Origin of the sequence: Streptomyces sp. NPDC046557, assembly GCF_040645975.1 — a bacterium.
Lineage (GTDB): Bacteria > Actinomycetota > Actinomycetes > Streptomycetales > Streptomycetaceae > Streptomyces.
Window position 1 is genome coordinate 245,655 of record NZ_JBEYZH010000006.1, and the last position, 19,684, is coordinate 265,338.

Annotated in this window: 19 protein-coding genes and 1 tRNA gene; 9 read left to right on the forward strand and 11 right to left on the reverse strand. The window is 70.7% G+C overall.

All coding sequences use genetic code 11. The features are described 5' to 3' along the window. From ABZ934_RS15845 to ABZ934_RS15865, 5 genes are all read right to left on the reverse strand, one after another. Entirely contained in the window at nucleotides 1–2,076 is a 2,076-nt protein-coding gene (locus ABZ934_RS15845; RefSeq protein ID WP_361312938.1) for a copper resistance protein CopC, read from the reverse strand. Nucleotides 2,077–2,098: 22 nt separating this feature from the next. Next, nucleotides 2,099–2,587: a copper chaperone PCu(A)C gene (locus ABZ934_RS15850; RefSeq protein ID WP_361312939.1), complete on the reverse strand. Its 489-nt coding sequence runs from the start codon at nucleotides 2,585–2,587 to the stop codon at nucleotides 2,099–2,101. Continuing rightward, a complete protein-coding gene (locus ABZ934_RS15855; RefSeq protein ID WP_361312941.1) occupies nucleotides 2,584–3,237 on the reverse strand; it encodes an SCO family protein in 654 nt (217 codons plus the stop codon). Before ABZ934_RS15855 ends, ABZ934_RS15850 begins: the two co-directional genes overlap by 4 nt. A 66-nt stretch (nucleotides 3,238–3,303) precedes the next feature. Further along, nucleotides 3,304–4,020 carry a YcnI family protein gene (locus ABZ934_RS15860; protein WP_361312942.1) on the reverse strand — a complete coding sequence of 239 codons (717 nt, stop codon included), beginning with the start codon at nucleotides 4,018–4,020 and terminating at the stop codon, nucleotides 3,304–3,306. Between the two features lie 106 nt (nucleotides 4,021–4,126). Next, nucleotides 4,127–4,918 (reverse strand): hypothetical protein, encoded by a 792-nt coding sequence (locus tag ABZ934_RS15865; protein WP_361312944.1) that lies wholly within the window; start codon nucleotides 4,916–4,918, stop codon nucleotides 4,127–4,129. A 254-nt stretch (nucleotides 4,919–5,172) separates the two neighbouring features. Here ABZ934_RS15865 and ABZ934_RS15870 point away from each other — a divergent pair, with 254 nt between their 5' ends. Continuing rightward, nucleotides 5,173–5,655 (forward strand): ATP-binding protein, encoded by a 483-nt coding sequence (locus ABZ934_RS15870; RefSeq protein WP_361312945.1) that lies wholly within the window; start codon nucleotides 5,173–5,175, stop codon nucleotides 5,653–5,655. Between the two features lie 84 nt (nucleotides 5,656–5,739). Here ABZ934_RS15870 and ABZ934_RS15875 read toward each other — a convergent pair whose 3' ends face one another. Further along, on the reverse strand, nucleotides 5,740–7,206 hold the full coding sequence (locus ABZ934_RS15875; protein WP_361312947.1) for an aminopeptidase P family protein: 1,467 nt from the start codon (nucleotides 7,204–7,206) through the stop codon (nucleotides 5,740–5,742). A 91-nt stretch (nucleotides 7,207–7,297) separates the two neighbouring features. Further along, on the reverse strand, nucleotides 7,298–8,905 hold the full coding sequence (locus ABZ934_RS15880; RefSeq protein ID WP_361312949.1) for a PP2C family protein-serine/threonine phosphatase: 1,608 nt from the start codon (nucleotides 8,903–8,905) through the stop codon (nucleotides 7,298–7,300). Nucleotides 8,906–9,356: 451 nt separating this feature from the next. Here ABZ934_RS15880 and ABZ934_RS15885 point away from each other — a divergent pair, with 451 nt between their 5' ends. Continuing rightward, nucleotides 9,357–10,073, forward strand: coding sequence for a bifunctional DNA primase/polymerase (locus ABZ934_RS15885; protein WP_361312950.1), 717 nt, complete (start codon nucleotides 9,357–9,359; stop codon nucleotides 10,071–10,073). Nucleotides 10,074–10,197: 124 nt separating this feature from the next. After that, complete coding sequence (locus ABZ934_RS15890; protein ID WP_361312951.1) at nucleotides 10,198–10,758, forward strand: hypothetical protein; 561 nt, start codon at nucleotides 10,198–10,200, stop codon at nucleotides 10,756–10,758. 184 nt (nucleotides 10,759–10,942) lie between these two features. Here the strand turns inward: ABZ934_RS15890 and ABZ934_RS15895 are convergent, their stop codons facing one another. The 3 genes from ABZ934_RS15895 to ABZ934_RS15905 all read right to left on the reverse strand — a co-directional run bounded on the left by ABZ934_RS15895 (nucleotide 10,943) and on the right by ABZ934_RS15905 (nucleotide 13,619). Beyond that, nucleotides 10,943–11,917 (reverse strand): DUF5926 family protein, encoded by a 975-nt coding sequence (locus ABZ934_RS15895; RefSeq protein WP_361312952.1) that lies wholly within the window; start codon nucleotides 11,915–11,917, stop codon nucleotides 10,943–10,945. A gap of 213 nt (nucleotides 11,918–12,130) precedes the next feature. Beyond that, on the reverse strand, nucleotides 12,131–12,733 hold the full coding sequence (locus ABZ934_RS15900) for an ATP-binding protein (protein ID WP_361312953.1): 603 nt from the start codon (nucleotides 12,731–12,733) through the stop codon (nucleotides 12,131–12,133). Nucleotides 12,734–12,818: 85 nt separating this feature from the next. Next, complete coding sequence (locus tag ABZ934_RS15905) at nucleotides 12,819–13,619, reverse strand: glycerophosphodiester phosphodiesterase (RefSeq protein ID WP_361312955.1); 801 nt, start codon at nucleotides 13,617–13,619, stop codon at nucleotides 12,819–12,821. A gap of 234 nt (nucleotides 13,620–13,853) precedes the next feature. Here ABZ934_RS15905 and ABZ934_RS15910 point away from each other — a divergent pair, with 234 nt between their 5' ends. The 6 genes from ABZ934_RS15910 to ABZ934_RS15935 all read left to right on the forward strand — a co-directional run bounded on the left by ABZ934_RS15910 (nucleotide 13,854) and on the right by ABZ934_RS15935 (nucleotide 18,968). Then, nucleotides 13,854–15,410, forward strand: coding sequence for a trypsin-like peptidase domain-containing protein (locus tag ABZ934_RS15910; protein WP_361312956.1), 1,557 nt, complete (start codon nucleotides 13,854–13,856; stop codon nucleotides 15,408–15,410). 115 nt (nucleotides 15,411–15,525) lie between these two features. Continuing rightward, on the forward strand, nucleotides 15,526–16,431 hold the full coding sequence (locus ABZ934_RS15915) for a LysR family transcriptional regulator (protein WP_361312958.1): 906 nt from the start codon (nucleotides 15,526–15,528) through the stop codon (nucleotides 16,429–16,431). A 100-nt stretch (nucleotides 16,432–16,531) separates the two neighbouring features. Then, nucleotides 16,532–17,086 carry a cysteine dioxygenase family protein gene (locus tag ABZ934_RS15920; protein ID WP_361312960.1) on the forward strand — a complete coding sequence of 185 codons (555 nt, stop codon included), beginning with the start codon at nucleotides 16,532–16,534 and terminating at the stop codon, nucleotides 17,084–17,086. Continuing rightward, entirely contained in the window at nucleotides 17,086–18,177 is a 1,092-nt protein-coding gene (locus ABZ934_RS15925; protein WP_361312962.1) for a putative sulfate exporter family transporter, read from the forward strand. The genes ABZ934_RS15920 and ABZ934_RS15925 overlap by 1 nt, the downstream gene beginning before the upstream one ends. 85 nt (nucleotides 18,178–18,262) lie before the next feature. Next, nucleotides 18,263–18,347, forward strand: a tRNA-Ser gene (locus ABZ934_RS15930). Between the two features lie 201 nt (nucleotides 18,348–18,548). Next, on the forward strand, nucleotides 18,549–18,968 hold the full coding sequence (locus ABZ934_RS15935; RefSeq protein WP_361312964.1) for a DUF6344 domain-containing protein: 420 nt from the start codon (nucleotides 18,549–18,551) through the stop codon (nucleotides 18,966–18,968). Nucleotides 18,969–19,438: 470 nt separating this feature from the next. On the opposite strand, the gene ABZ934_RS15940 is transcribed toward ABZ934_RS15935, so the two are convergent. Next, entirely contained in the window at nucleotides 19,439–19,654 is a 216-nt protein-coding gene (locus ABZ934_RS15940) for a transposase (RefSeq protein WP_361312992.1), read from the reverse strand. Nucleotides 19,655–19,684 lie beyond the last annotated feature (30 nt).

Consider the following 19,684-nt stretch of genomic DNA (forward strand, 5'->3'; position numbering starts at 1 on the left):
TCAGCCGATCTTCACGTTCTTCTGGACGGTCGTCTGGTCGATGTCGGAGGTCCGTACGGTGATGTCGATGCGCCATTCGCCCGCGAGCGGCAGTTGTACGCCGTCCGCGCTCCAGTGCCCGGCAGCCGCACGCTCCGGAAGGACCGGCAGGGGGCCGATCTCCTTGGCCGGGAGGGTGAAGGAAACCTTCACCTCGGGAAGTTCGAGGGGCTGCCCGTCGGCATTCTCCGCCCACAGGTGCAGGCCGTTGGCGCCGACCCGCCCCGGTGCGAGTTCCAGCCGGACGGTGCCCTTGCCCTGAGGGCCGCCCGTGTCGAAGGGCAGGGTGATCTTGACGGGTCGGTTGGGGACGGCGGTACTCGCCGCCGACCCGCGACCGGTCTCCAGTTCCGCGGTGCGCCCCGGCTCGGTGCTGGTCAGGACCGTGGTGACGGCCAGCAGTGCGACCGCGACCGCGGCCTCGGCGAGGACGGACCGCCGCAGTCCGGCCCGTCCGGGGTCGGCGTCCCGAACCTGCTTGGATCGGGCGTTGTCCGTGGCGGCACGCTGCCGGGCCAACTGGGCGGCGCGCTTGGGGTCGGCCGGTACCGTCACCAGCACCGCTCCCTCAGGCACCACCTCACGCTCGGATGTTTCACGTGAAACGTCCGCTGTTTCACGTGAAACGGCGTCCTCTGTTTCACGTGAAACATCCGCCTGTGCCGGCTCCGCCAGGCTGTCGGAGAGTCGGGCGGTCCATGACCGGGAGAGGTAGGCGATGCCGATGAGGACGGCCACGAGGGCGACCTTGATCAGCAGGAGTCGTCCGTAACTGGTGCCGGTCAGGGCGGACCAACTGCCCAGCTGACGCCAGGACTGGTAGACACCGGTGACGACCAGCACCAGGACGCTGATGAACGCGACCTTCGAGAAGCGCCGGACGGCCTCGCGCTCGATCCCGGGAACCTTGTAGAGGGCGACCAGCAGCGCGGCCAGACCGCCGAGCCAGGTGGCGACGGCGAGCAGGTGCAGAATGTCGACCGGCATCGCGATCGTGGGCTGGATACCGGTGGAGGCATGCTCGGAAAGGGCCCAGGTGGCGGCGATGCCGGCCGCCACGACGGCCCCTCCGACACCGAGCCCGAAGGCGAGATCACTCGTGTCCTTGCGTTCGGCCACCACATCGTCGGCCGTGTCAGCTCCGTCGACATCGAGCGGCCCTGCGGCCCCGTCGAGGCCAAAGGGGCCGGGGCGCCCGTCGTCAGCCCCGGCACCCTGCTGCCGGCGCGCGTAGGCGCCGAAGAGCACGGCCACGAAGAGCGCCGCCGCCCCGAGGAGCAGCAGCCTGGACACGAGCGAGGCACCGGCCTTGTTGTCCAGGACGGCCTTGAGCCCGCCGAGGTCCAAGACGTCGGCGAATTTGCCCGACCCGGTGTACGGACCGCGGAGCACGAGCATCGCCAGGGTGGAGCCGGTCAGCAACACCCACCCGCGCAGCACCAGCTTCTGCAGCGGTCGCTCGGTCGCGCCCCGGCGCCAGCACAGCAGGATGAAGGCCGCGCCGCCCACGAGGACGGTGAAGCCGATGTAGGCGGCGTACCGGGCGATGCCGTAGGCGACGCCGACGGGCCCACCCCCGGCCTTCTGTGTGGGAAGGGTGACCTGCGTGGCCGAGGGGGCGCCGACGGAGAAGGTGAAGGCTCCGGAGACCGGGTGGCTGTCGGCGGAGACGGCTTGCCAGGCCACCGTGTAGGTGCCGTTGGGCAGCCCGGAGTGCAGGGCGGTGCCGTACCGGATGGTGGATCCGCTGCACATGTCGCGCAGTTCACCGGTGTCGACGCGCTTGCCTTTGGGGTCCATCACGCGGATGGAGTCGTCACCCATGGCGACCTGCTCCGAGAAGGAGAGGGTGACCTGCGCCGGCGCCGTGGCGACCACCGCCCCGTCCTTCGGGTCGCTCGCGGTGAGTGCGGCGTGCGCCGCGGCCGGTCCGGCCGCGGTGAACAGGGTTGCCAGCAGGGCTGCGAGGACCAGCGTGAGCCGCGGCAGGAGTGCCGTGGCTCGGGCGCGGGCCGGGGTGGGGGCGGTGGCCGTCATGGCGTGTCAGTTCCTCGGTCCGTCAGTGGGCGCTGGAGCTCTGCCCGGTGTACGTACGGTCCTTCACGTCCAGCTCGATCGTGATGGGGTCGGCCTTCTCGAACTTGAGCTCGACCTTGACCTTGTCGCCGACCTTCGGCTTGCTCTTGAGCCCCATGAACATGACGTGACTGCCGCCGCGCTCCAGGCTGAGCCGGCCGTTCGCGGGCACGTCCAGCGAGGAGACCTGCCGCATCTTCTGGTCCTTGGTCTCGTGGATCTGGAGATCGTCCGAGAGCGGGCTGGTCAGGCCGGTGAGCTTGTCCGGCGTCTTCGAGTCGTTGGTGACGACCATGAAGGCGCCGGCCATCTTGTCGTCGACGGGCTCGGGCATGAACGCCCCGCTGACCGTCAGCGTCGGCTTGGCGGAGTCCGAGGTCGCGCCCCCCGACTCCGAGGAGCAGCCGGATATCGCGAGCGCCGCCGTCAGGGAAAGCGTGGCGGCGAGAGCGCGGGTGGTGCGGGCGTTCACGGGTTCTCTCCCTTGACGATCTTCGGCAGGTCCTTGGTGTAGTCATCGACGGTCGTGCTCTCGCCGTAGAGGAGGTAGCCCTCGTCGGTCTTGGGAGAGAACGCGATGACCTGGGCGCCGTGCATGGAGACGACGCTGCCGTCGGCCTCCTTCTTGGCGGCCTCGATACCGATGCCGAGAGACCGGGCGGCGGCCTGGATGGTGGCGAAGTCCCCGGTCAGTCCGATGAAGGACGGGTCCTGGGCCTTGAGCCACGTGCCGAGGGATTCGGGGGTGTCCCGTTCGGGGTCGGTGGTGACGAAGACGACCTGGAGCTTGTCCTGGTCCTCCTTGGGCAGTGCCTTCCTGGCGACCGCGATGTTGCTCATGGTCAGGGGGCACACGTCGGGGCAGTTGGTGTAGCCGAAGTAGATGAGCGTCGGCCGGCCCTTGGTCTGCTCGCGCAGGTTCCACGGTTTGCCGGAGGTGTCCGTGAGGACGAGGTCCGGCTTCTGGAAGGGGCGGTCGAGGACGGTCGCCGATCCGGCCTTGGTGGTACCGGTGATCTGGGTGACCGAACCGCTGGACTTGGCCGGCTCACCGCCGCAGGCGGTGAGGGCGAGTGCGGCCGCCGCGACGAAGGCGGCGACCGTCACGCGTGTGGTGCGCATGGGGTGGAATCCCTGGGGATCGGGGTTTCGGATGGTCTCAATGACAGGGCCCGTGGGGCCCGACGGTCAGGAGGCGCGGCGGCGCGAGACGAAGCCGAACGCGACGCCACCGAGACCCAGCACGATGCCGGCGATGCCGAGGGCGCGGGCGGTGGTGTCGGAGCCGCTCGCGGCGGCCTTGTCGTGGCCGTCCGCGTGGCCCTTGGCGTCGTCGGCCTTCGTGGCGTCGTCGTCATCGTGCTGGTCGGCGGAGGTCGCCGCCGCGGTCAGCTTGAGGACGGGCGCCGGGTTCTGCGGCTCCGGGGCGCCGGCCTTGGTCTCTTCGATCCAACGCACGACCTCGTTGTTGTCGTAGGTCTGGATCGCCTTGAAGACCATCTGGTCCGCGTTGTCGGGCAGCTTGCCGATGGAGAGCGGGAACTGCTGGAAGTGGCCGGGCTCGATCTTGCCGCCGCTCCACGTCACCTTGGTGACGGCTTCGTTGACCTGCTTGCCGTGCACGGTGAGCGGCTTGTCGAGCTTGCTCTTCTCGACGCTCACGGTCCAGCCGGGGATGTCCTGCGGCATGACGGAGGTGAGCGGCTGGTCGATGGGGAAGTTGACCTCGAGCTGCGTGGTCGAGGCGTTGTCACGCTCGTTCGGGACCTTGAAGTTGATCACCGCGTAGCCGCCCTTGGCGGCCTCACCCGGCTGGACGCCGACGTGGGCGAAGGCGGGACCGGAGAGAACGAGGACGGCGCCGGCGGCGACAGCGGCGGCGAAGGAGACGCGAGAGATCTTCATGGCAGGAACACTCCACGGGAAACAGTGATGGCATGGCCCCGCGTGCGGGCGCGCGCGAGGTTCACGGCACCGGTGTCCCGTGATGTCCCGGGGTGGAGGTGCCGTGTCAGGCTGCGAGGGTGAGGGCCGCCGTCGGCGGCCCGCGCCTGATCACTGTGTGTTGGAGCGCTCCACGACCGGTGGAGACGTCCGGGGCAGCCACTCCCCGAGGAGTCCGTGTCAGGCGTCCCGGCGCGCCCGGCAGACCGGAGACGAGGGCTCGTACCAGGGCCAGGGCGGTACGCAGTGGACGTACCGGGTCGGCCTCGGCGGACAGCCGGGACAACTCGACGAGCCGGAACAGTGCGGCGTCGCCGCGCCCGAGCAACCAGCCCGCGGCGAGCGCGGCCAACAGGTGGCCGATCAGCATGGCGGGGCTGAACAGGGCGGTCTGCGGGGCGTGGGCCATGTGCGCGTGCGCCATGTGCCCATGCGCGGCCATGACGGCCGGATCCAGTCCGGCGGTCTCCAGGATCAGCCGGGCGTCTTGCGGGCTGAGCGGTACGGAGTTGCCCCCGCAGACCAACTGCGCGGCGAGCGCGGCCAAAGAGGAATCCGAGGCGCCGGCGGCGGTCGGCGCCACGACGCCGTGCTGACCGAGGCCGAACACCGCGTGCAGTGTCACCTGGCCGACGGCGAGCCCGGCGGCGATGCCGGGCAGTGAACGCCTGCGACCCGCGAGCGGGGCGGCGATCACGAAGAGGGCGAGGAAGCCCAGTGCGAGGGTCCACCACGGCACGGTGGCGCAGGACGCCACGGCGTGTCCGATCGCGGACAACACGACGCAGACCGCGGTGAACACCGCGGCCCGTATCATCCGGAGGCCCGCTCCGGCCCGCGTCGCGTGGGGGGCAGTCATGGCCGGGCCATCATCGCACTGCCCCCGGGACCGCCATACGGCAGGTCCGGAAGATCCCATGCGTCCCCACGGGCGCCCGAGCGGGGTTCAAGCGGTCGACCCGCGGACGTCCCGCGTTCGGCCCGTCGCCCCGACCGCCTGTCGCTCCCTCACGACCTCATACACCGGCGGTCGGGAGAGCCGCATCGGCCGAATGAGGGCTCCGACGGCCGCCGGGGGCTTACGGGTGACGGAGGACGGCAATAGGTAACCGTATGAGCATCTGGTGGTCTCTCCACTTGAGGCGCGAAGCCGCGAGCGTGCCGCTCGCCAGGCGACTTCTGCTCGGGACGATGGAGACCGCGGGGGTGGACCCGGACATCTGCTTCGACCTGTCGGTGGCGCTGAGCGAGGCGTGTGCGAACGCGGTCGAACACGGCGGCCCGGCCGCCGACACGCCACGCGTCGGAATGCCGGACCCGGCGGTCTGCGCCGAGTACCGGGTGACGGCCTATCTGGACGGCGACCGTTGCCGCATCGAGGTGACCGACTCGGGTCCGGGCTTCCCGCCCTCGACGGTCGCCGGGCACAGACCCCGGCCCGCCGGGCCGTCCGAGAAGGAACACGGCCGGGGCCTGGGGCTGATCGCGGAGCTCTCCGACCACGTACGCCTGCGCAACCGCCCGGGCCGGGGCGCGGTGGTCAGTTTCGACAAGGTCCTCAAGTGGCGCGAGGGCGCGCTGCTCAAGGTTTCCTAGACGCCGGTGGGCGGGCCCCCGAGGGGGACCCGCCCAGGCGAGCTTGCGACCTACGCGCAGGAGGTACGCCGGCCGATCGGCCGATCAGCCCTTGAGGCGCGCCATCCACGCCTCGACCTCGTCCGAGGCGCGGGGCAGGCCGGCCGACATGTTCCGGTTGCCGTCCTCGGTGACGAGGATGTCGTCCTCGATCCGCACGCCGATGCCGCGGTACTCCTCCGGCACGGTCAGGTCGTCGGCCTGGAAGTACAGACCGGGCTCGACGGTCAGGCACATGCCGGGCTCCAGAGTGCCGTCGACGTACGCCTCGGTGCGCGCGGCGGCGCAGTCGTGGACGTCCATGCCGAGCATGTGGCCCGTGCCGTGCAGCGTCCAACGCCGCTGGAGACCGAGTTCCAGCACCCGCTCGACCGGGCCCTCCACCAGGCCCCACTCGACGAGCTTCTCCGCCAGCACGCGCTGCGAGGCGTCGTGGAAGTCGCGGAACTTGGCGCCCGGCTTCACCGCGGCGATGCCGGCTTCCTGGGACTCGTAGACCGCGTCGTAGATCTTGCGCTGGATGTCGGTGTACGTGCCGTTGATCGGCAGGGTGCGCGTGACATCGGCGGTGTAGAGGGAGTGCGTCTCCACGCCGGCGTCGAGCAGCAGCAGGTCGCCGGAGCGGACGTCGCCGTCGTTGCGGACCCAGTGCAGGGTGCAGGCGTGCGGACCGGCGGCGCAGATGGAGCCGTAGCCGACGTCGTTGCCCTCGACGCGGGCGCGCAGGAAGAAGGTGCCCTCGATGTAGCGCTCGGAGGTCGCCTCCGCCTCGTCGAGGACCTTCACCACGTCCTCGAAACCGCGGACGGTGGAGTCGACGGCCTTCTGCAGCTCGCCGATCTCGAACTCGTCCTTCACGGCGCGGGCCTCGGACAGGTAGACGCGCAGCTCTTCGTCGCGCTCGGCGGTGACCTTGTCGGTCAGTGCCTTCTCGATGACGGCGTCGTGGCCGCGCAGGAAGCGGACCGGGCCGGTGGCCTCGGCGAGGGCCTCGGGCAGCTCGCGGACGTCCTTCGCCGGGAGGCCCAGGAGCTGCTCGGCCTCGGCGAGGGAGTGGCGGCGGCCGACCCACAGCTCGCCCTGGCCGGACAGCCAGAACTCGCCGTTCTCGCGGTCGGAGCGGGGCAGCAGGTAGACGGTCGCGGTGTGGCCGGTCTCGCCCGTGGGCTCCAGCACCAGGACGCCGTTCTCGGCCTGGTCGCCCGTGAGGTACGCGTACTCGGTCGACGCCCGGAAGGGGTACTCGGTGTCGTTCGAGCGGGTCTTCAACCGGCCCGCGGGCACGACCAGCCGCTCGCCGGGGAAGCGTGCGGACAGGGCGGCACGGCGCGCGGCGGTGTGGGCTGCCTGGGCGATCGGCTCCAGCCCGCGCAGCTCCGTGTCGGCCCAGCCTGTGCGCATGTTCTCCGCGAGTTCCTCGCTGACGCCCGGGTACAGCGCGTTCTTGCGCTGCTTGTGCTTCTTCTGGGGCTGCTCTTCTTCCGGGGTCTCCGGGGTGAGCTCGTCAGCCACGTCTTCTCCTCAGCTACGACAGAACGGACCGGGTGTGGACCTCATCCATCGTATGGGTGAGCGGAAGACCCCTGCCGGGCCATGTGACAAATCAGTCAAACCGGGCCGCGAGCAGGACGATGTCCTCGGCCGGGTCGCCACCGCCCGCACCGCCCGCACCGCCCGCACCGGCCGCGCCGCCCGGGTAGACGCCTTCCCTCTCGACGCCGTCCGCCTGCGGGAAGACCGTGCGCAGGATGTGGTCGCAGATGGCCGCCGGGTCGTCCCGGGCGCTGCGCGGAACCCCCGCGGCCGCTGCGTGCAGCCGTGCGTACGCCCGGTCCATGGGGTCGCCGGTACGTCGAAGCAGCCCGTCGGTGTACAGCAGCACCGTTTCTCCGGGCGCGGGTTCGATCTCCACGCTCGGCGCCTCCCAGCAGGCCAACATGCCGAGTGGCGCCGACAGCGAGGTCTCCACGTACTCCGTGCGCCGCTCACCGATGAGCAGCGGCGGGGCATGGCCCGCCCCGGCCAGGATCATCTTGCGGGAAGCCGGCTCGCAGTAGGCGAAGAGGGCGGTCGCCGAGCGCGCGGGCTCGGTCAGCCGCAGCAGCAGTTCGAGGTCGGACAGCACGGCGACCGGGTCCTCGCCCTCCATGACCGCGTACGCGCGCAGCGAGGCCCGCATGCGCCCCATCGCCGCGACCGCGCTCGGCCCCGAGCCGCTGACGGAGCCAACGGCCAGCCCCATCGCGCCCTCGGGCAGCGGCAGCGCGTCATACCAGTCACCCCCGCCGCGCGGTCCGGTGTGGTGCCGGGCCGCGAGCTGCACCCCGGCGATCCGGGGCAGTCGGCTGGGCAACAACTCCTCGGCGACGGTGGCCAGCCGGGAGCGGGAGCGCTCGACCTCCATCATCCGGGCCAGGTGCTCGGCGGCGTGCCGGACATAGAGCCCGACGAGGTCGCGTTGGCGTTCGCTCGGTTCGGCCTGCTCGTCGTAGAGCCAGACGGCCGCGCCGAGCCGGCCGGTGGCTTCGGCGGCCAGCGGCAGGGCGTAGCTGGCGGCGTAGCCCAGTCGGGCGGCGACCTCGCGGTGGCGGGGGTCGACGGCAGTGGCGAACGCGCCCGTCCCCGGTGCGACGCCGGGTTCCGGCAGCACGTCGGAGCCGCCCAACGCGTCCGGCAGCCCGTCGAGGATGCGGCCGTAGGAGGTGGCGCTGCGCGGCACGGTTTCGATGTGGCCGAGGTCCGCGCGGCCGAGTCCGAGACCGATGGTGGTGCTGGGCCCGAGCCCGTCGGACGGCTCCAGGACGACCAGGCCGCGGCGGGCCCCGACGAGTGCCGCGCCGGCCCGCACGAATTCGCGCAGGGAGGCGTCGAGATCGACGGCCCGCGCGAGGCGTTCGGTCAGCTCGTGGAGGGTGGTCAGGTCGGAGACCATGCCCGCCAGCCGGTCCTGGATGACGGTGCTCGCGGCGGGCGGCACGGTCGGGGCGGGGGCGGTGGTGCGTGTGGATGCGGCCGCGGTGGGCGCCGCAGTGTGCGGTGACGCGGTAACTGCCGGATCGATTCCAGCCACTTTCGGCAGATGCGAGGCGCTCATGGCGTCCGCCTTTCCACCTGGTGCGATTCGCCATATAGCATCGCAAACCCCCAGATCGTGCTGCGCCGCCATCAATGGCTCCACATCTACACGCACACGAGGATCGATGTCCAGCATTGCCCAGCTGGGAATCCTGGTGTCCGCAAGTTCACAACTCGCTGTCCGGCCAAGGTCAAAACTTGGCCGGAAAAAGCGGGAAGCAGACGGTTTTTGCGATCGACTGAGCGGGCGTCCCAGCGGGTCCGGGTACGTAAACGGTGGTGCCCGGGGTCAGTTGACGCCCCCCGGCATCCGCCGGGAACCGCTCGGCGCCCGCCGTCGTCCTTAGCGGCGGCGGCCGGTCTCCTCACCGGTGGCGGCCGGTCCCGATATCGGTGGCAGCCGGTTTCGGTTACCGGTGGGGGTCGCGCTCGGCCCCGCCGTACGTTGGATGGACCCGTAAGAAAACTGCACGAACCGTGTGAACCTGCTTCCGACGGACAGTGGCGCTAAACGTGTACGTGTGGTGAAACACCGCTTACGTGGTGTGATGTGGCCCTCGGCGTTCAACGGAAAGGAACGAGCGCTCATGCGCGAGATCCTCGGAAGGCGTCTCCAGCGGCTCCGCGATCGCTTGACATCCCGATTCCCGACCTCTCCCGCCGCCCGGAACCCGGACGGCGGCGCCGCTTCCCTGCTCGACGCGGCGCTGACCTGCGCGACCGTACGGCGGTGGCCCGTGCTGCCCGGTGTGGGACGGGCCGGTGCCGACAGCGCCCGGTGCGCCTGCCCCGACCCCGACTGCGTGGTGCCCGGCGCGCACCCCTTCGACCCCGGGCTGCTCGCGGCGACCACCGACCCCAAGATGGTGGCCTGGTGGTGGTCCCGGCGGCCGGCCGCCCCGGTCCTCATGGCCACCGGCGGCGCGGCGCCGTGCGCGGTCAGCCTCCCGGCCGGCGCGGCCGCGCGTGCCGTCGTACGGCTGGACGCGCAGGGCATGCGACTGGGCCCGATCGTCGCGACGCCCACCCGGTGGTCGCTCCTGGTGGCTCCGTATTCGCTGGAGCGGCTCGGCGAACTCCTCTACGCCAAGGACCACGTGCCCTCCTCGCTCCGCTTCCACGGCGAGGGCGGCTACCTGCTCCTGCCGCCCTCCCCCGCCTCCGGTGGCGGAGAGGTCCGCTGGGAGCGCGAGCCGTCCACCGGGTCGCAGGGCCTGTGGCTGCCGGAGGTCGAGGAGCTCGTGCACGCGTTGGTGGAGGCGAGCAGCGGAGCGCCGGGCGGCGGGAGCCGGCTCGCGTACTGACACGGCCCCTTACTGCTGCCGCGCGCCCGCCGGATCACTCTTACGGGTGTTGGCGGGGCCGGTTTGCAGGGGAATTGGGCGCGGGGATCTCCGTGCCCCATTCCCGCATCGCTATCTTCGGCGAATGAATCTCCGCCTGATCGGTATCGGTGCCGGTGTGCTGCTCATCTTGTCGCTTCCCCTTGCGGGAGCGATCGCCGGGCCGGATTTCGCCGGTCAGGGCGACGGAAAGGCGGGCGGGTTGCTCTCCTCGCTCGGCCTTTCCGACCCTTCGCGTACGTCGGACACGGCGCGGGGCGTCGCCCGCCACGCCCAGCCGGGGCCGCCGGAGCAACCCCGTACGGACTCGCGGTGCGGCCCCGAACTCACTTCGCCGCAGGGCCTGGAGGCCCAGACCTGCGTCCTGGTGAGCGAGGGCAGCACCTGGGGTCGCAGCTACTACCGCAACACCAGCGGCCGCCCCCTGGACGCCGTGCTGACGGTGATGGGGCCGGCGGGGCGCACGGTGCAGATCCGCTGCGCAGTGGGAGCGGGGGACGAGCCGGGATTGTGCGAGACGCCGAGGGAGGCGTCGGCGGGTGCCGTGAGCGGTTACTCGGCCGTAGCGGAGTTTGCAGTTCCGGATGATGAAGGTGCACTGCTGCTGCGGTCCGGGAGCAACGCACCGGCACCGAAGGGTGGTTGAGCACCACCGGAAATGGAAGGGCCCGGTCGCTGGCGACGGGGGATGCACCAGCGACCGGGCTACAAGAACCGTAACAAGAGATCGCCTGTTCGCAAATTCGATCTCTGATATTCAGACAGCGATTTGCAGGCGGCGAGCGGGAGTTGTGACTCCGGTCACCGGGCCCCTCGGGGGCGCGGCGAGGTCAGCTGAGGGTCACCTGACGGTTGGTGAGCCCCCCGCGCGCCCGGCGCTCCTCGGGGGTCAGCGGGGCATCCGTCGCCAGGGCCGCTGCCAGGCGCTCCGCGAGCTCTGCGGCGGGCTTCTCCACGTCGTCCGCCGAGACGCCGGTGGGCAGGTCCCACACGGGGACCATCAAGCCGTGGGCGCGGAACGACCCGACGAGCTTGGTGCCTTCGCCCAGCGAGGAGGTGCCGGCCGCGTGCAGCCGCGCCAGGGCGTCCAGCAGCTTCTCCTCGGGGTGCGGCATGACCCATCGCAGGTGGTTCTTCTCGGGGGTCTCGCACCAGTAGGCGGCGTCCACGCCGGTCAGCTTGACCGTCGGGATGGCCGCGGCGTTGGCCCGTTCCAGCGAGGCGGCGACCTCCGCGGAGGCGTTCTGAGCGCTCTCCGCGTCCGGAATCCAGAATTCGAAGCCACTGTGCACAACCGGCTCGAAAACGCCGTCGGCGTCCAGGAGATCCTGAAGTCGGGGACCCTCGGCCGGTACGCGTCGCGCCGGAACCGGAGACCCCGGCTCGGCCGTCAGAGCGCGCTCCAGCGTGTCCGCCATGTCCCGGGCGAGGTCCCCGGTGGTCGAGTCGTTCTGGAGGCCGAGCAGGACGGAACCGTCCTCGCGGCGCAGGGCCGGCCACGCCATCGGCAGGACGGTGACCAGCGTGACGGAGGGGACGCCCTCGGGCAGGCCGCCCTTGAGGGTCAGCGGCACGGTGGCCGCGGGGACGAGCTCGCGCAGCGCCACCCAGTCGCACTCGCCCGGCAGGCCCTCGAAGGGGCGCCGCACGTGCTCGGTGACGGCGTGCGCGGCCGCGGCGCCGTGGCATGCCTTGTAGCGGCGCCCGGATCCGCAGGGACAGGGCTCCCGCGCGCCCACCACCGGGATTTCCCCGTTGTCGAGCTGCGGCTTCGCGGTCTTCGCGGCGGGGCGCTTCTTTGCCATCGTGGGTGTCTCCCGGTTGCGGCGGTACGGCGGTTCTGGGCGCGAGCCTAGCCGTTGGTACCGCCGGAACCGGTGGGATGCGGCCGGGAGCACGGTCGGCGTGCGCTCCCGGACGGCCGCCCTCCGCCGTCCGTCGGGATTCCGCGAACGGGCCCCGAACGGGCCTTGGCGACGGCCGGATGAATGGGCTCCTCGAGGGCCCCCGCGAACTCCTCAGGTATCGAGGTCGTCGAAGGCCGTACCGAAGTCGATCGCCGGGGACGCGACGCGCGTAGCGAAATCCTCGTGCCGGGTCCCACAGGCGACGATCACCCACACCGTGACCTCACCCGCCGCTCCGTCCCGAACACCCCAGTCCTGGGCCAGGGCGCTGATGATGTTCAGCCCACGACCGCCCCGTGCGGTCACCGAAGGAGTGGCCGGGACCGGACGGGTGGGCCCGCCGCCGTCCGTGACCTCGACTGTCAGTCGTCCCGCCTTGTCGACGCCCCATGCGGCGCGTATCTCCCCGTCGCCGACCTCCCGCGCGCCCAGTGGCCGGCCGTGTCGGCAAGCGTTGCTGAGCAGTTCGGAAAGGATCAGAACGGCGTCGTCCACGACCGATTCGGACACCCCGCTGATACGCAACTCTTCGCGCATCCGGTGCCTCGCCTCGCCCACGCCCGCAGGACCATGGCGTACGCCCATGCACGACGACGTGGGCACTTCCTGTGCCATCACCAACGCCACCCCCGGAACCTCCTTAGCCCCACGCCATGGTCTGGATGCCCCCTTGGCCTGGACCGGAAACCGCCACGGAGGAGGCCGCTGACGCATTCACCACGGACGAATGCGGAGCGGATGCGCCGGTGCACACCCTGTTACGGGAGGGGCGGGGGCGGCGGGTGGGCAAAACGGGACGTCAGCGGCCCAGCTGTGACAGAACCTGGCGCGGTCTGTTCGTGATGATCGCTTCTACGCCCAAATCAGCGCAGAGCTGAACGTCCTCGGGCTCGTTTACGGTCCATACGTGTACGGGATGACCCGCTGCCTGGAGCCTGCGGACATAGCCGGGGTGGTTGCGCACGATCCGCAGTCCCGGCCCGGCGATGCTCACCCCGGCCGGCAGTCGCCCATCCCGCATGCGCGGCGAAATGAACTGCATCAGGTAGACGGTCGGAATCGTCGGGGCGGCCGCACGCACCCGGTGCAGGGAACGGGGGGAGAAGCTCATGACCCGGACGGGGTGCGGGCCCTCGGTGGCCGGTGCGTCGAGCCCGAAACGCTTGAGGAGGAAGAGGAGGCGTTCTTCCACCTGTCCGGCCCAGCGGGTGGGGTGTTTCGTCTCGATCGCCAGTTGCACCGGGCGGCCGGCGTCGGAGACCAGCTCCAGCAGCCGCTCCAGGGTGAGCACGGAGGTGCGTTCGGGGTCGGCGTCCCAGTCGGGCGACTCCTCGCGGTCCTTCCACGACCCGAAGTCGAGGGCGGCGAGGTCGGCCAGTTCCAGGGCGGAGACGGCGCCGCGGCCGTTGGAGGTGCGGTTGACCCGACGGTCGTGGACGAGCACGAGGTGGCCGTCGGCGGTGAGCCGGACATCGCATTCGAGGCCGTCGGCGCCGTCTTCGATGGCTTTCCGGTATGCGGCCAGGGTGTGCTCGGGGGCGTCCTCCGAGGCGCCGCGGTGGGCGACGACCTGAATGGGGTGCGGCGTTGCATGGGTCACCGGGTCATGGTGCCACCGAGGGGGCCTCACGCGTCGGGGTGAGTACTACTGGTGTGTGTGAAATGTCGGATATAAAGAATGGACGGAGATGCACAGGTCCGGCTTACAGTGCTCTGACGGGTCATGGGAAAGGCTCTGTACTGGAACTTGTGCGGCACGTCGAACGTTCAGTCGGACCGGTATCACCAGATATCCAGCACCAGAAGCCGTGTGTGTGAACAAGGAGAGAGCGCTGTGAGCACCGAGAACGAGGGCACCGCGGCCCCGACGCCCCCCGCGGCCCCGTCCGCACCCCCTGTGCCCGTGGCCGCTTCGTCCACCAGCGAGTCCTCCTCGGCCGCCGAGACGGGTGCCGCGCCCTCCGACAGGACCTCGGTGCAGCATCCGGCGCACCCGACCGGCACCGAGCCGACCCAGCAGATCCCGGCGCGTGCGCCGGCGCCTCCGCCCGCCGCCCCCGGCTACGGCCAGACGCCCCCGGGCGCGCAGAACCCGTACGGGCAGGCGCCTCAGGGCCAGGTACCGCACGAGCACGCTCCCGCCCCTGCGGCGCACGGCGCCGAGGGGTGGCCTCCGCCGCCGCCCACCGTCCCGGCGTACGGCGGTGACGGCGCACACGGTGGTGGCGCCTGGGGAGCACCGCCGACCGCGCACGGCGCTGCGAGTCCCAAGCCCAAGGGCCGGGGCGGCCTGATCGCGGCCGTGCTCGTCTCGGCGCTCCTCGCCGGCGGTGTCGGCGGTGGCGTCGGCTACTGGGCGGCGGAGCGCGGCAACGACGGTTCCGTCTCGACCACGATCACCGCCAGCACGCCGAAGGATCTCAAGCGCGAGCCCGGCTCGGTCGCGGGCCTGGCGGCCGGATCACTCCCCAGCGTGGTCACCATCGAGGCGTCGGCCGGGGACGGCGAAGGCGGCACGGGCACCGGCTTCGTCTACGACGAAGAGGGTCACATCCTCACCAACAACCACGTCGTCGCCTCTGCCGCCAACGGCGGCAAGCTGACCGCGACCTTCTCCAACGGCAAGAAGTACGACGCCGAGGTGGTCGGGCGGGCACAGGGCTACGACGTGGCCGTGATCAAGCTCAAGAACGCGCCGGCCGGACTCAAGCCGCTTCCGCTGGGCGACTCCGACAAGGTCGCCGTCGGCGATTCGACGATCGCCATCGGTGCCCCGTTCGGCCTGTCCAACACGGTCACCACCGGCATCATCAGCGCCAAGAACCGCCCGGTGGCCTCCGGTGACGGCTCCGGGGGCAAGAACTCGTACATGAGCGCGCTGCAGACCGATGCCTCGATCAACCCGGGCAACTCGGGCGGCCCGCTCCTCGACGGTCGCGGCGCGGTCATCGGCATCAACTCGGCGATCCAGTCCGCCGGCAACGGCGGGTTCGGTGGAGGCCAGGCCGGCTCTATCGGCCTCGGTTTCGCCATCCCGATCAACCAGGCCAAGAACGTCGCCCAGTCGCTGATCAAGACCGGCAAGCCGGTCTACCCGATCATCTCGGTGTCGGTGGACCTCCAGGCCAAGGTCGAAGGGGCCAAGATCTCCGAGCAGGGTGCGTCCGCCAACGAGCTGGTCGACCCCAACGGTCCGGCCGGCAAGGCGGGCCTCAAGCCCGGCGACATCATCACCCAGTTCGGCGGCAAGCCGATTGACAGCGGCCCGACCCTGATCAGCGAGATCTGGACGTACAAGCCGGGCGACACGGTGAAGCTCACCTACCTGCGCGACGGCAAGCCGAACACGGTGGACATCACGCTCGGTTCTCGGGTGGGCGACAAGCCCTGACCGGAGGCACGGCACCGGCGGGCGCTCAACGCACGCTGGTCAATGGCTTGATGGAGAGGGGCCGTGGGCGGGATTCCGCCTACGGCCCCTCCCAACGTCCACTTATGCTTCCCTCGTGTTCGATTCTCGGCACATACGGACATTCCACGAAGTGGTCGCCTCCGGGTCCTACTCGGCGGCCGCGCGAGCCTTGGGCTACACCCAGCCCGCGATCACCCAACAGATGAAGGCGCTGGAACGCGCCGTCGGAACCCCGCTCTTCACCCGGGTCGGCCGGACGATGCAGCTCACCGAGGCCGGGAAGTCCCTGGCTCGGCACGCCGAATCCATCCTCGGCAGCCTCTCGGCGGCCGAAGCACAGCTGAAGGCGTACGCACGGCTGCGCACCGGGCGGGTCCGCCTCTGCGGGTTCCCCAGCGCGAACGTCACCCTCGTGCCCGAGGCGCTCAGCGGCCTGGCGAAGGAGCACCCGGGCATTCAGGTCGAGCTGCTGGAGGGGGAACCGCCGGAGTCGCTGCGGCGGCTGCAACGCGGGGAGTGCGACATCACGCTGACCTTCACCTATCCCGGGCTGCACGAGGATGTCCCGGAGGAGGTCGCGGAGGTCAAGCTGCTGGAGGACCAGCTGACGGTGCTCCTGCCGACCGGACACCCCTTGGCAAGGCGCCGGGCCGTCCACCTCGCCGACCTGGCCGAGGAACGATGGATCGCGGGCTGCCCGCGCTGCCGGGCCAACCTGCTCCACGAGTGCGCGGAGCTCGGCTTCGTGCCCGACATCCGGTTCGCCACCGACGACAACCTCGTGGTGCAGAGTCTCGTCGCACAGGGTTTGGGCGTGGCGATGATGCCCGCCTTGGTGCTTCCCTCGCTTTCGCTGACCAAAGTCTGCGGCCGGCCGTTCCAGCCGGCCGCGCGCCGCCACATCGCCGCGTACGTGTACCGGGACCACCTGAGGATCCCGGCGACGGCGGTGGTCCTGGAGGAGCTGAGACGGGTCGCGGAGAACCGCGTCGGCTGCTGACGCAGGGGCGCCGCGACCCGCCGATCCATAAACACAGCTTGGGATTTCGGGTCGAAACTGTCGTTGGACGTGATGGGCGGGTTGCCCGGACGCTCCCTGTATGACCACCACCACACCGGCCCGCACGACCACGAGCATGGCCGCCCTCGTCAGTGAGATCCGCGCCGTCGTGGAGCGTGGCCTCGTACCCGATCTGACCGCCCACCTCGTCGGTGAGCGGCTCGCCCCGTACCTGCACAGGGATGATCTCCTCACACCCGAGCAGCGGGAGGGGCACGCGGATCGATACCGCCAGCACGTGCTGCACGCCGAGCCGGACGGCAGCTTCTCGGTGGTGGCACTGGTGTGGCTACCGGGCCAGGAGACCGCGATCCATGACCACGTCGCGTGGTGCGTGTCGGGCGTCTACGAAGGCGCCGAGAGCGAACTCCGCTACCGGCTGGCCCCGGCCACGGCGACGACGGGCGCCCGCCTGGTTGTGACTGAGGAAGTGGTCAACGGACCCGGTGACGTCTGTGGCTTCGCCCCGCCCGGCGACATCCACAAGGTCCGCAACTCCTGTCGTACGACGGCGATATCCCTCCACGTGTACGGCGCCGACGTCGTCCGCCTGGGCAGCAGCGTCCGCCGCGTCTACGCGATCCCGGCCGGCTGATGGCCCTGCTGAACCGGCCCACCCACTATCCGCTGTGGGACCGGCTGCGCCATGTTTCACGTGAAACATCCCCAGCTGCTCGTGTTTCACGTGAAACATTCCCTCCCTCTTGGCCCGGACTGGCGCTCGCCGCCTCCGGCGCCCTCCTGGCGTGGTGCGTGCATCTGGTGGTGCCGGCCGTGCCGATGTTGACCGCGTCGGTGGTCTTGGGCATCTCAGTCGCCCACCTTCCGGCCACTCGGACGGTTGTACGAGGACCCGCGCGCCCGGGACTGTCCCTGGCCGGTCGGAGGTTGATGCGGATCGGCATCGTCCTGCTCGGGTTGGGCTTGGGCCTGGACCAAGTGCTCCGGCTGGGCTGGTCGACGGTGGTGATGGTCGGCGGGGTGGTCGCGGCCACCTTCTTCGGCACTCTGTGGCTGGGCCGTCGCCTGGGGCTGCCGGGGGACCAGCCGTTGTTGATCGCCACCGGTTACTCGATCTGCGGGGCCTCCGCGATCGGCGCGGTGAGCGAGGTCTCCGGAAGTGACGAGGAGGATGTGGCCTCGTCGGTCGCCCTGGTGACTCTGTGTGGAACGTTGGCCATTGCTGTACTCCCGCTCCTCCAAGGCCCCTTGGGCCTGTCTGACCTGGGATTCGGCCGGTGGGTGGGCGCGAGCGTCCACGATGTCGGCCAAGTGGTGGCCACCGCGCAGACGGCAGGACCCGGCGCCCTCGGCGAGGCGGTGCTCGTCAAGCTCATGCGGGTGGCGCTCCTGGCCCCGCTCGTCGGGGCCGTGGCGTTCTCGGTACGGGCCCGGCGACGCGGAGTGCGTACCGCCTCGGGACGACGCCCCGCCCCGGTGCCCCTCTTCGTGGTCGGCTTCCTGCTGGCGGCCGCGCTGCGCGCCACCGGGTTCCTGCCCCACGCGGCCCTGGGCTGGGCGCACACCGCCCAGGAGGCACTTCTGGCCGCAGCCCTGTTCGGTCTGGGGACCGCCGTCCACCTCCCTACCCTGGCCCGCACCGGTGGCCGGGCGGCAGTGCTGGGCCTCGGTGCCTGGGTGGTGGTCGCCGGAGTGTCCTACGGGGGCGTCCTGCTCACCGTATGAGGCCGGGGCGATGCCTACGACCAGCCCCCATTCCGCCTGACCCGGCCCCCACCCACCCTCACCGCCCGGTACGCTGTACCGGCCAGGTGGGTTGCCCGAGCGGCCTAAGGGAACGGTCTTGAAAACCGTCGTGGCGCGAGTCACCGTGGGTTCAAATCCCACACCCACCGCAGGTGAACGGCCCCTGACCAAGAGACTTGGTCAGGGGCCGTTCTGCGGCCCGGAAGCCCGTGCTTCTTCACCGGTTGGTTCTTATGGGTGGTGTTTGTCGGAAGATCGGCGCGCGTGGTGGGGTTCGTCCGGTTGCGGAAACATCATGGCGAATGTATTCAGATCCGCCCTTCGGAACATCGCGAAATGAGGGACCCGTCATGGCTCTCCGCAGCACCGTCTCGTCGTTCTGGACCGTCGTCCTCGCCGCGGTCGTGGCACTGTTCGCCGCGCTCGGCTTTGGGGCGAAGGCCGCTGCTGCCGCCCCCTCCGACGAGACCGCTCCCGCGACCACGGCGGTTCGGCGCCGGCCGGCCCCGGTGGCGCGGCGGACGTGGCGGGCGATGATGCGCGGAGGGTCGCTGCCGCCCACGATCAAGCAGCGGATCCGGGCCGAGGCGCACGGCAAGACCCCCTCTGTCCGGCGTTCGACCACGGCCCTCGCCGCGGGTGGTTCCGCGGGAGCCGTCGGGCAGCCGACCGTGTCGCCCCTCACCGGTGGAACCGCCCCGCAGGCCGCGGCCGTCGTCGCTGGTGGGCACGCCCGGGTCGGTGTGCGGCAGTGGGGGCTCGCCGCGTAGGCGTGGGCCGGGCACGGCACGACGGAGGAGAACAGCGGGCGCTGGAGCCCGGCCGGTCACGGCCGCGGATCGCGTCCAAGGCGCCCCCCGGCGGGGCGCGAGGGAATGAGCCCCGGCGGCGCCGGGGCGCACAGGGGGCGCGACACGACATCGCAGGGTCGCAGGCCCGGGAGACAGTGGGATTCCCGGAGGACGCGGCCCTTTTTGGCATGTCCGGACTGGTGGGATTGGAGAAACGATTCTCTTCGGTTGGGGCAGGAGTGTCGGGCGATTCAGGGGTGCTCAGGTGGGGCCAGGGGGGCGCGAAGCGGGTTTATCCAATGTTGCTCATGTTTGCTGGGGAATCGGGCGCTCCGGGGTGGTCCGCCCGGGATTCGGTGGGCAACTCTGTCTCGCGACGTCGTCACCACCCACAACGACCGAGGCGGTCGGCCAACTGCCTTGGTAGACCCCCCCACTTACTGATCGTTTCAAAATGAGGTTCGCAGGCGGCGGAGGCATATGAGGCTGCAGGCCAGTTCGAGCAGTCCCTGGTGGAGATCGGCGCGTCGTTCGTAGCGGGTGCGGAGCCGTTTGAACTGGTGCAGCCAGGCGAAGGCACGCTCGACCACCCAACGGATCTGCCCAGTCCGGAACCGTGGGCGACGCCGCGTCGCGCGATCACGGGTTTGATGCCGCGCTTCCACAGCAGGCGGCGGTACTTGTCGAAGTCGTAG

Bases quoted from the DNA above. Each gene is read 5' to 3' on its own strand.
- ABZ934_RS15920 (WP_361312960.1), top strand. From the start codon at position 16,532: ATGACCACCACCACACCGGCCCGCACGACCACGAGCATGGCCGCCCTC.
- ABZ934_RS15855 (WP_361312941.1), bottom strand. From the start codon at position 3,237: ATGCGCACCACACGCGTGACGGTCGCCGCCTTCGTCGCGGCGGCCGCA.
- ABZ934_RS15885 (WP_361312950.1), top strand. From the start codon at position 9,357: ATGCGCGAGATCCTCGGAAGGCGTCTCCAGCGGCTCCGCGATCGCTTG.
- ABZ934_RS15900 (WP_361312953.1), bottom strand. From the start codon at position 12,733: ATGCGTCAGCGGCCTCCTCCGTGGCGGTTTCCGGTCCAGGCCAAGGGG.
- ABZ934_RS15925 (WP_361312962.1), top strand. From the start codon at position 17,086: ATGGCCCTGCTGAACCGGCCCACCCACTATCCGCTGTGGGACCGGCTG.
- ABZ934_RS15860 (WP_361312942.1), bottom strand. From the start codon at position 4,020: ATGAAGATCTCTCGCGTCTCCTTCGCCGCCGCTGTCGCCGCCGGCGCC.
- ABZ934_RS15935 (WP_361312964.1), top strand. From the start codon at position 18,549: ATGGCTCTCCGCAGCACCGTCTCGTCGTTCTGGACCGTCGTCCTCGCC.
- ABZ934_RS15890 (WP_361312951.1), top strand. From the start codon at position 10,198: ATGAATCTCCGCCTGATCGGTATCGGTGCCGGTGTGCTGCTCATCTTG.
- ABZ934_RS15880 (WP_361312949.1), bottom strand. From the start codon at position 8,905: ATGCTGGACATCGATCCTCGTGTGCGTGTAGATGTGGAGCCATTGATG.
- ABZ934_RS15870 (WP_361312945.1), top strand. From the start codon at position 5,173: ATGAGCATCTGGTGGTCTCTCCACTTGAGGCGCGAAGCCGCGAGCGTG.
- ABZ934_RS15865 (WP_361312944.1), bottom strand. From the start codon at position 4,918: ATGACTGCCCCCCACGCGACGCGGGCCGGAGCGGGCCTCCGGATGATA.
- ABZ934_RS15845 (WP_361312938.1), bottom strand. From the start codon at position 2,076: ATGACGGCCACCGCCCCCACCCCGGCCCGCGCCCGAGCCACGGCACTC.
- ABZ934_RS15895 (WP_361312952.1), bottom strand. From the start codon at position 11,917: ATGGCAAAGAAGCGCCCCGCCGCGAAGACCGCGAAGCCGCAGCTCGAC.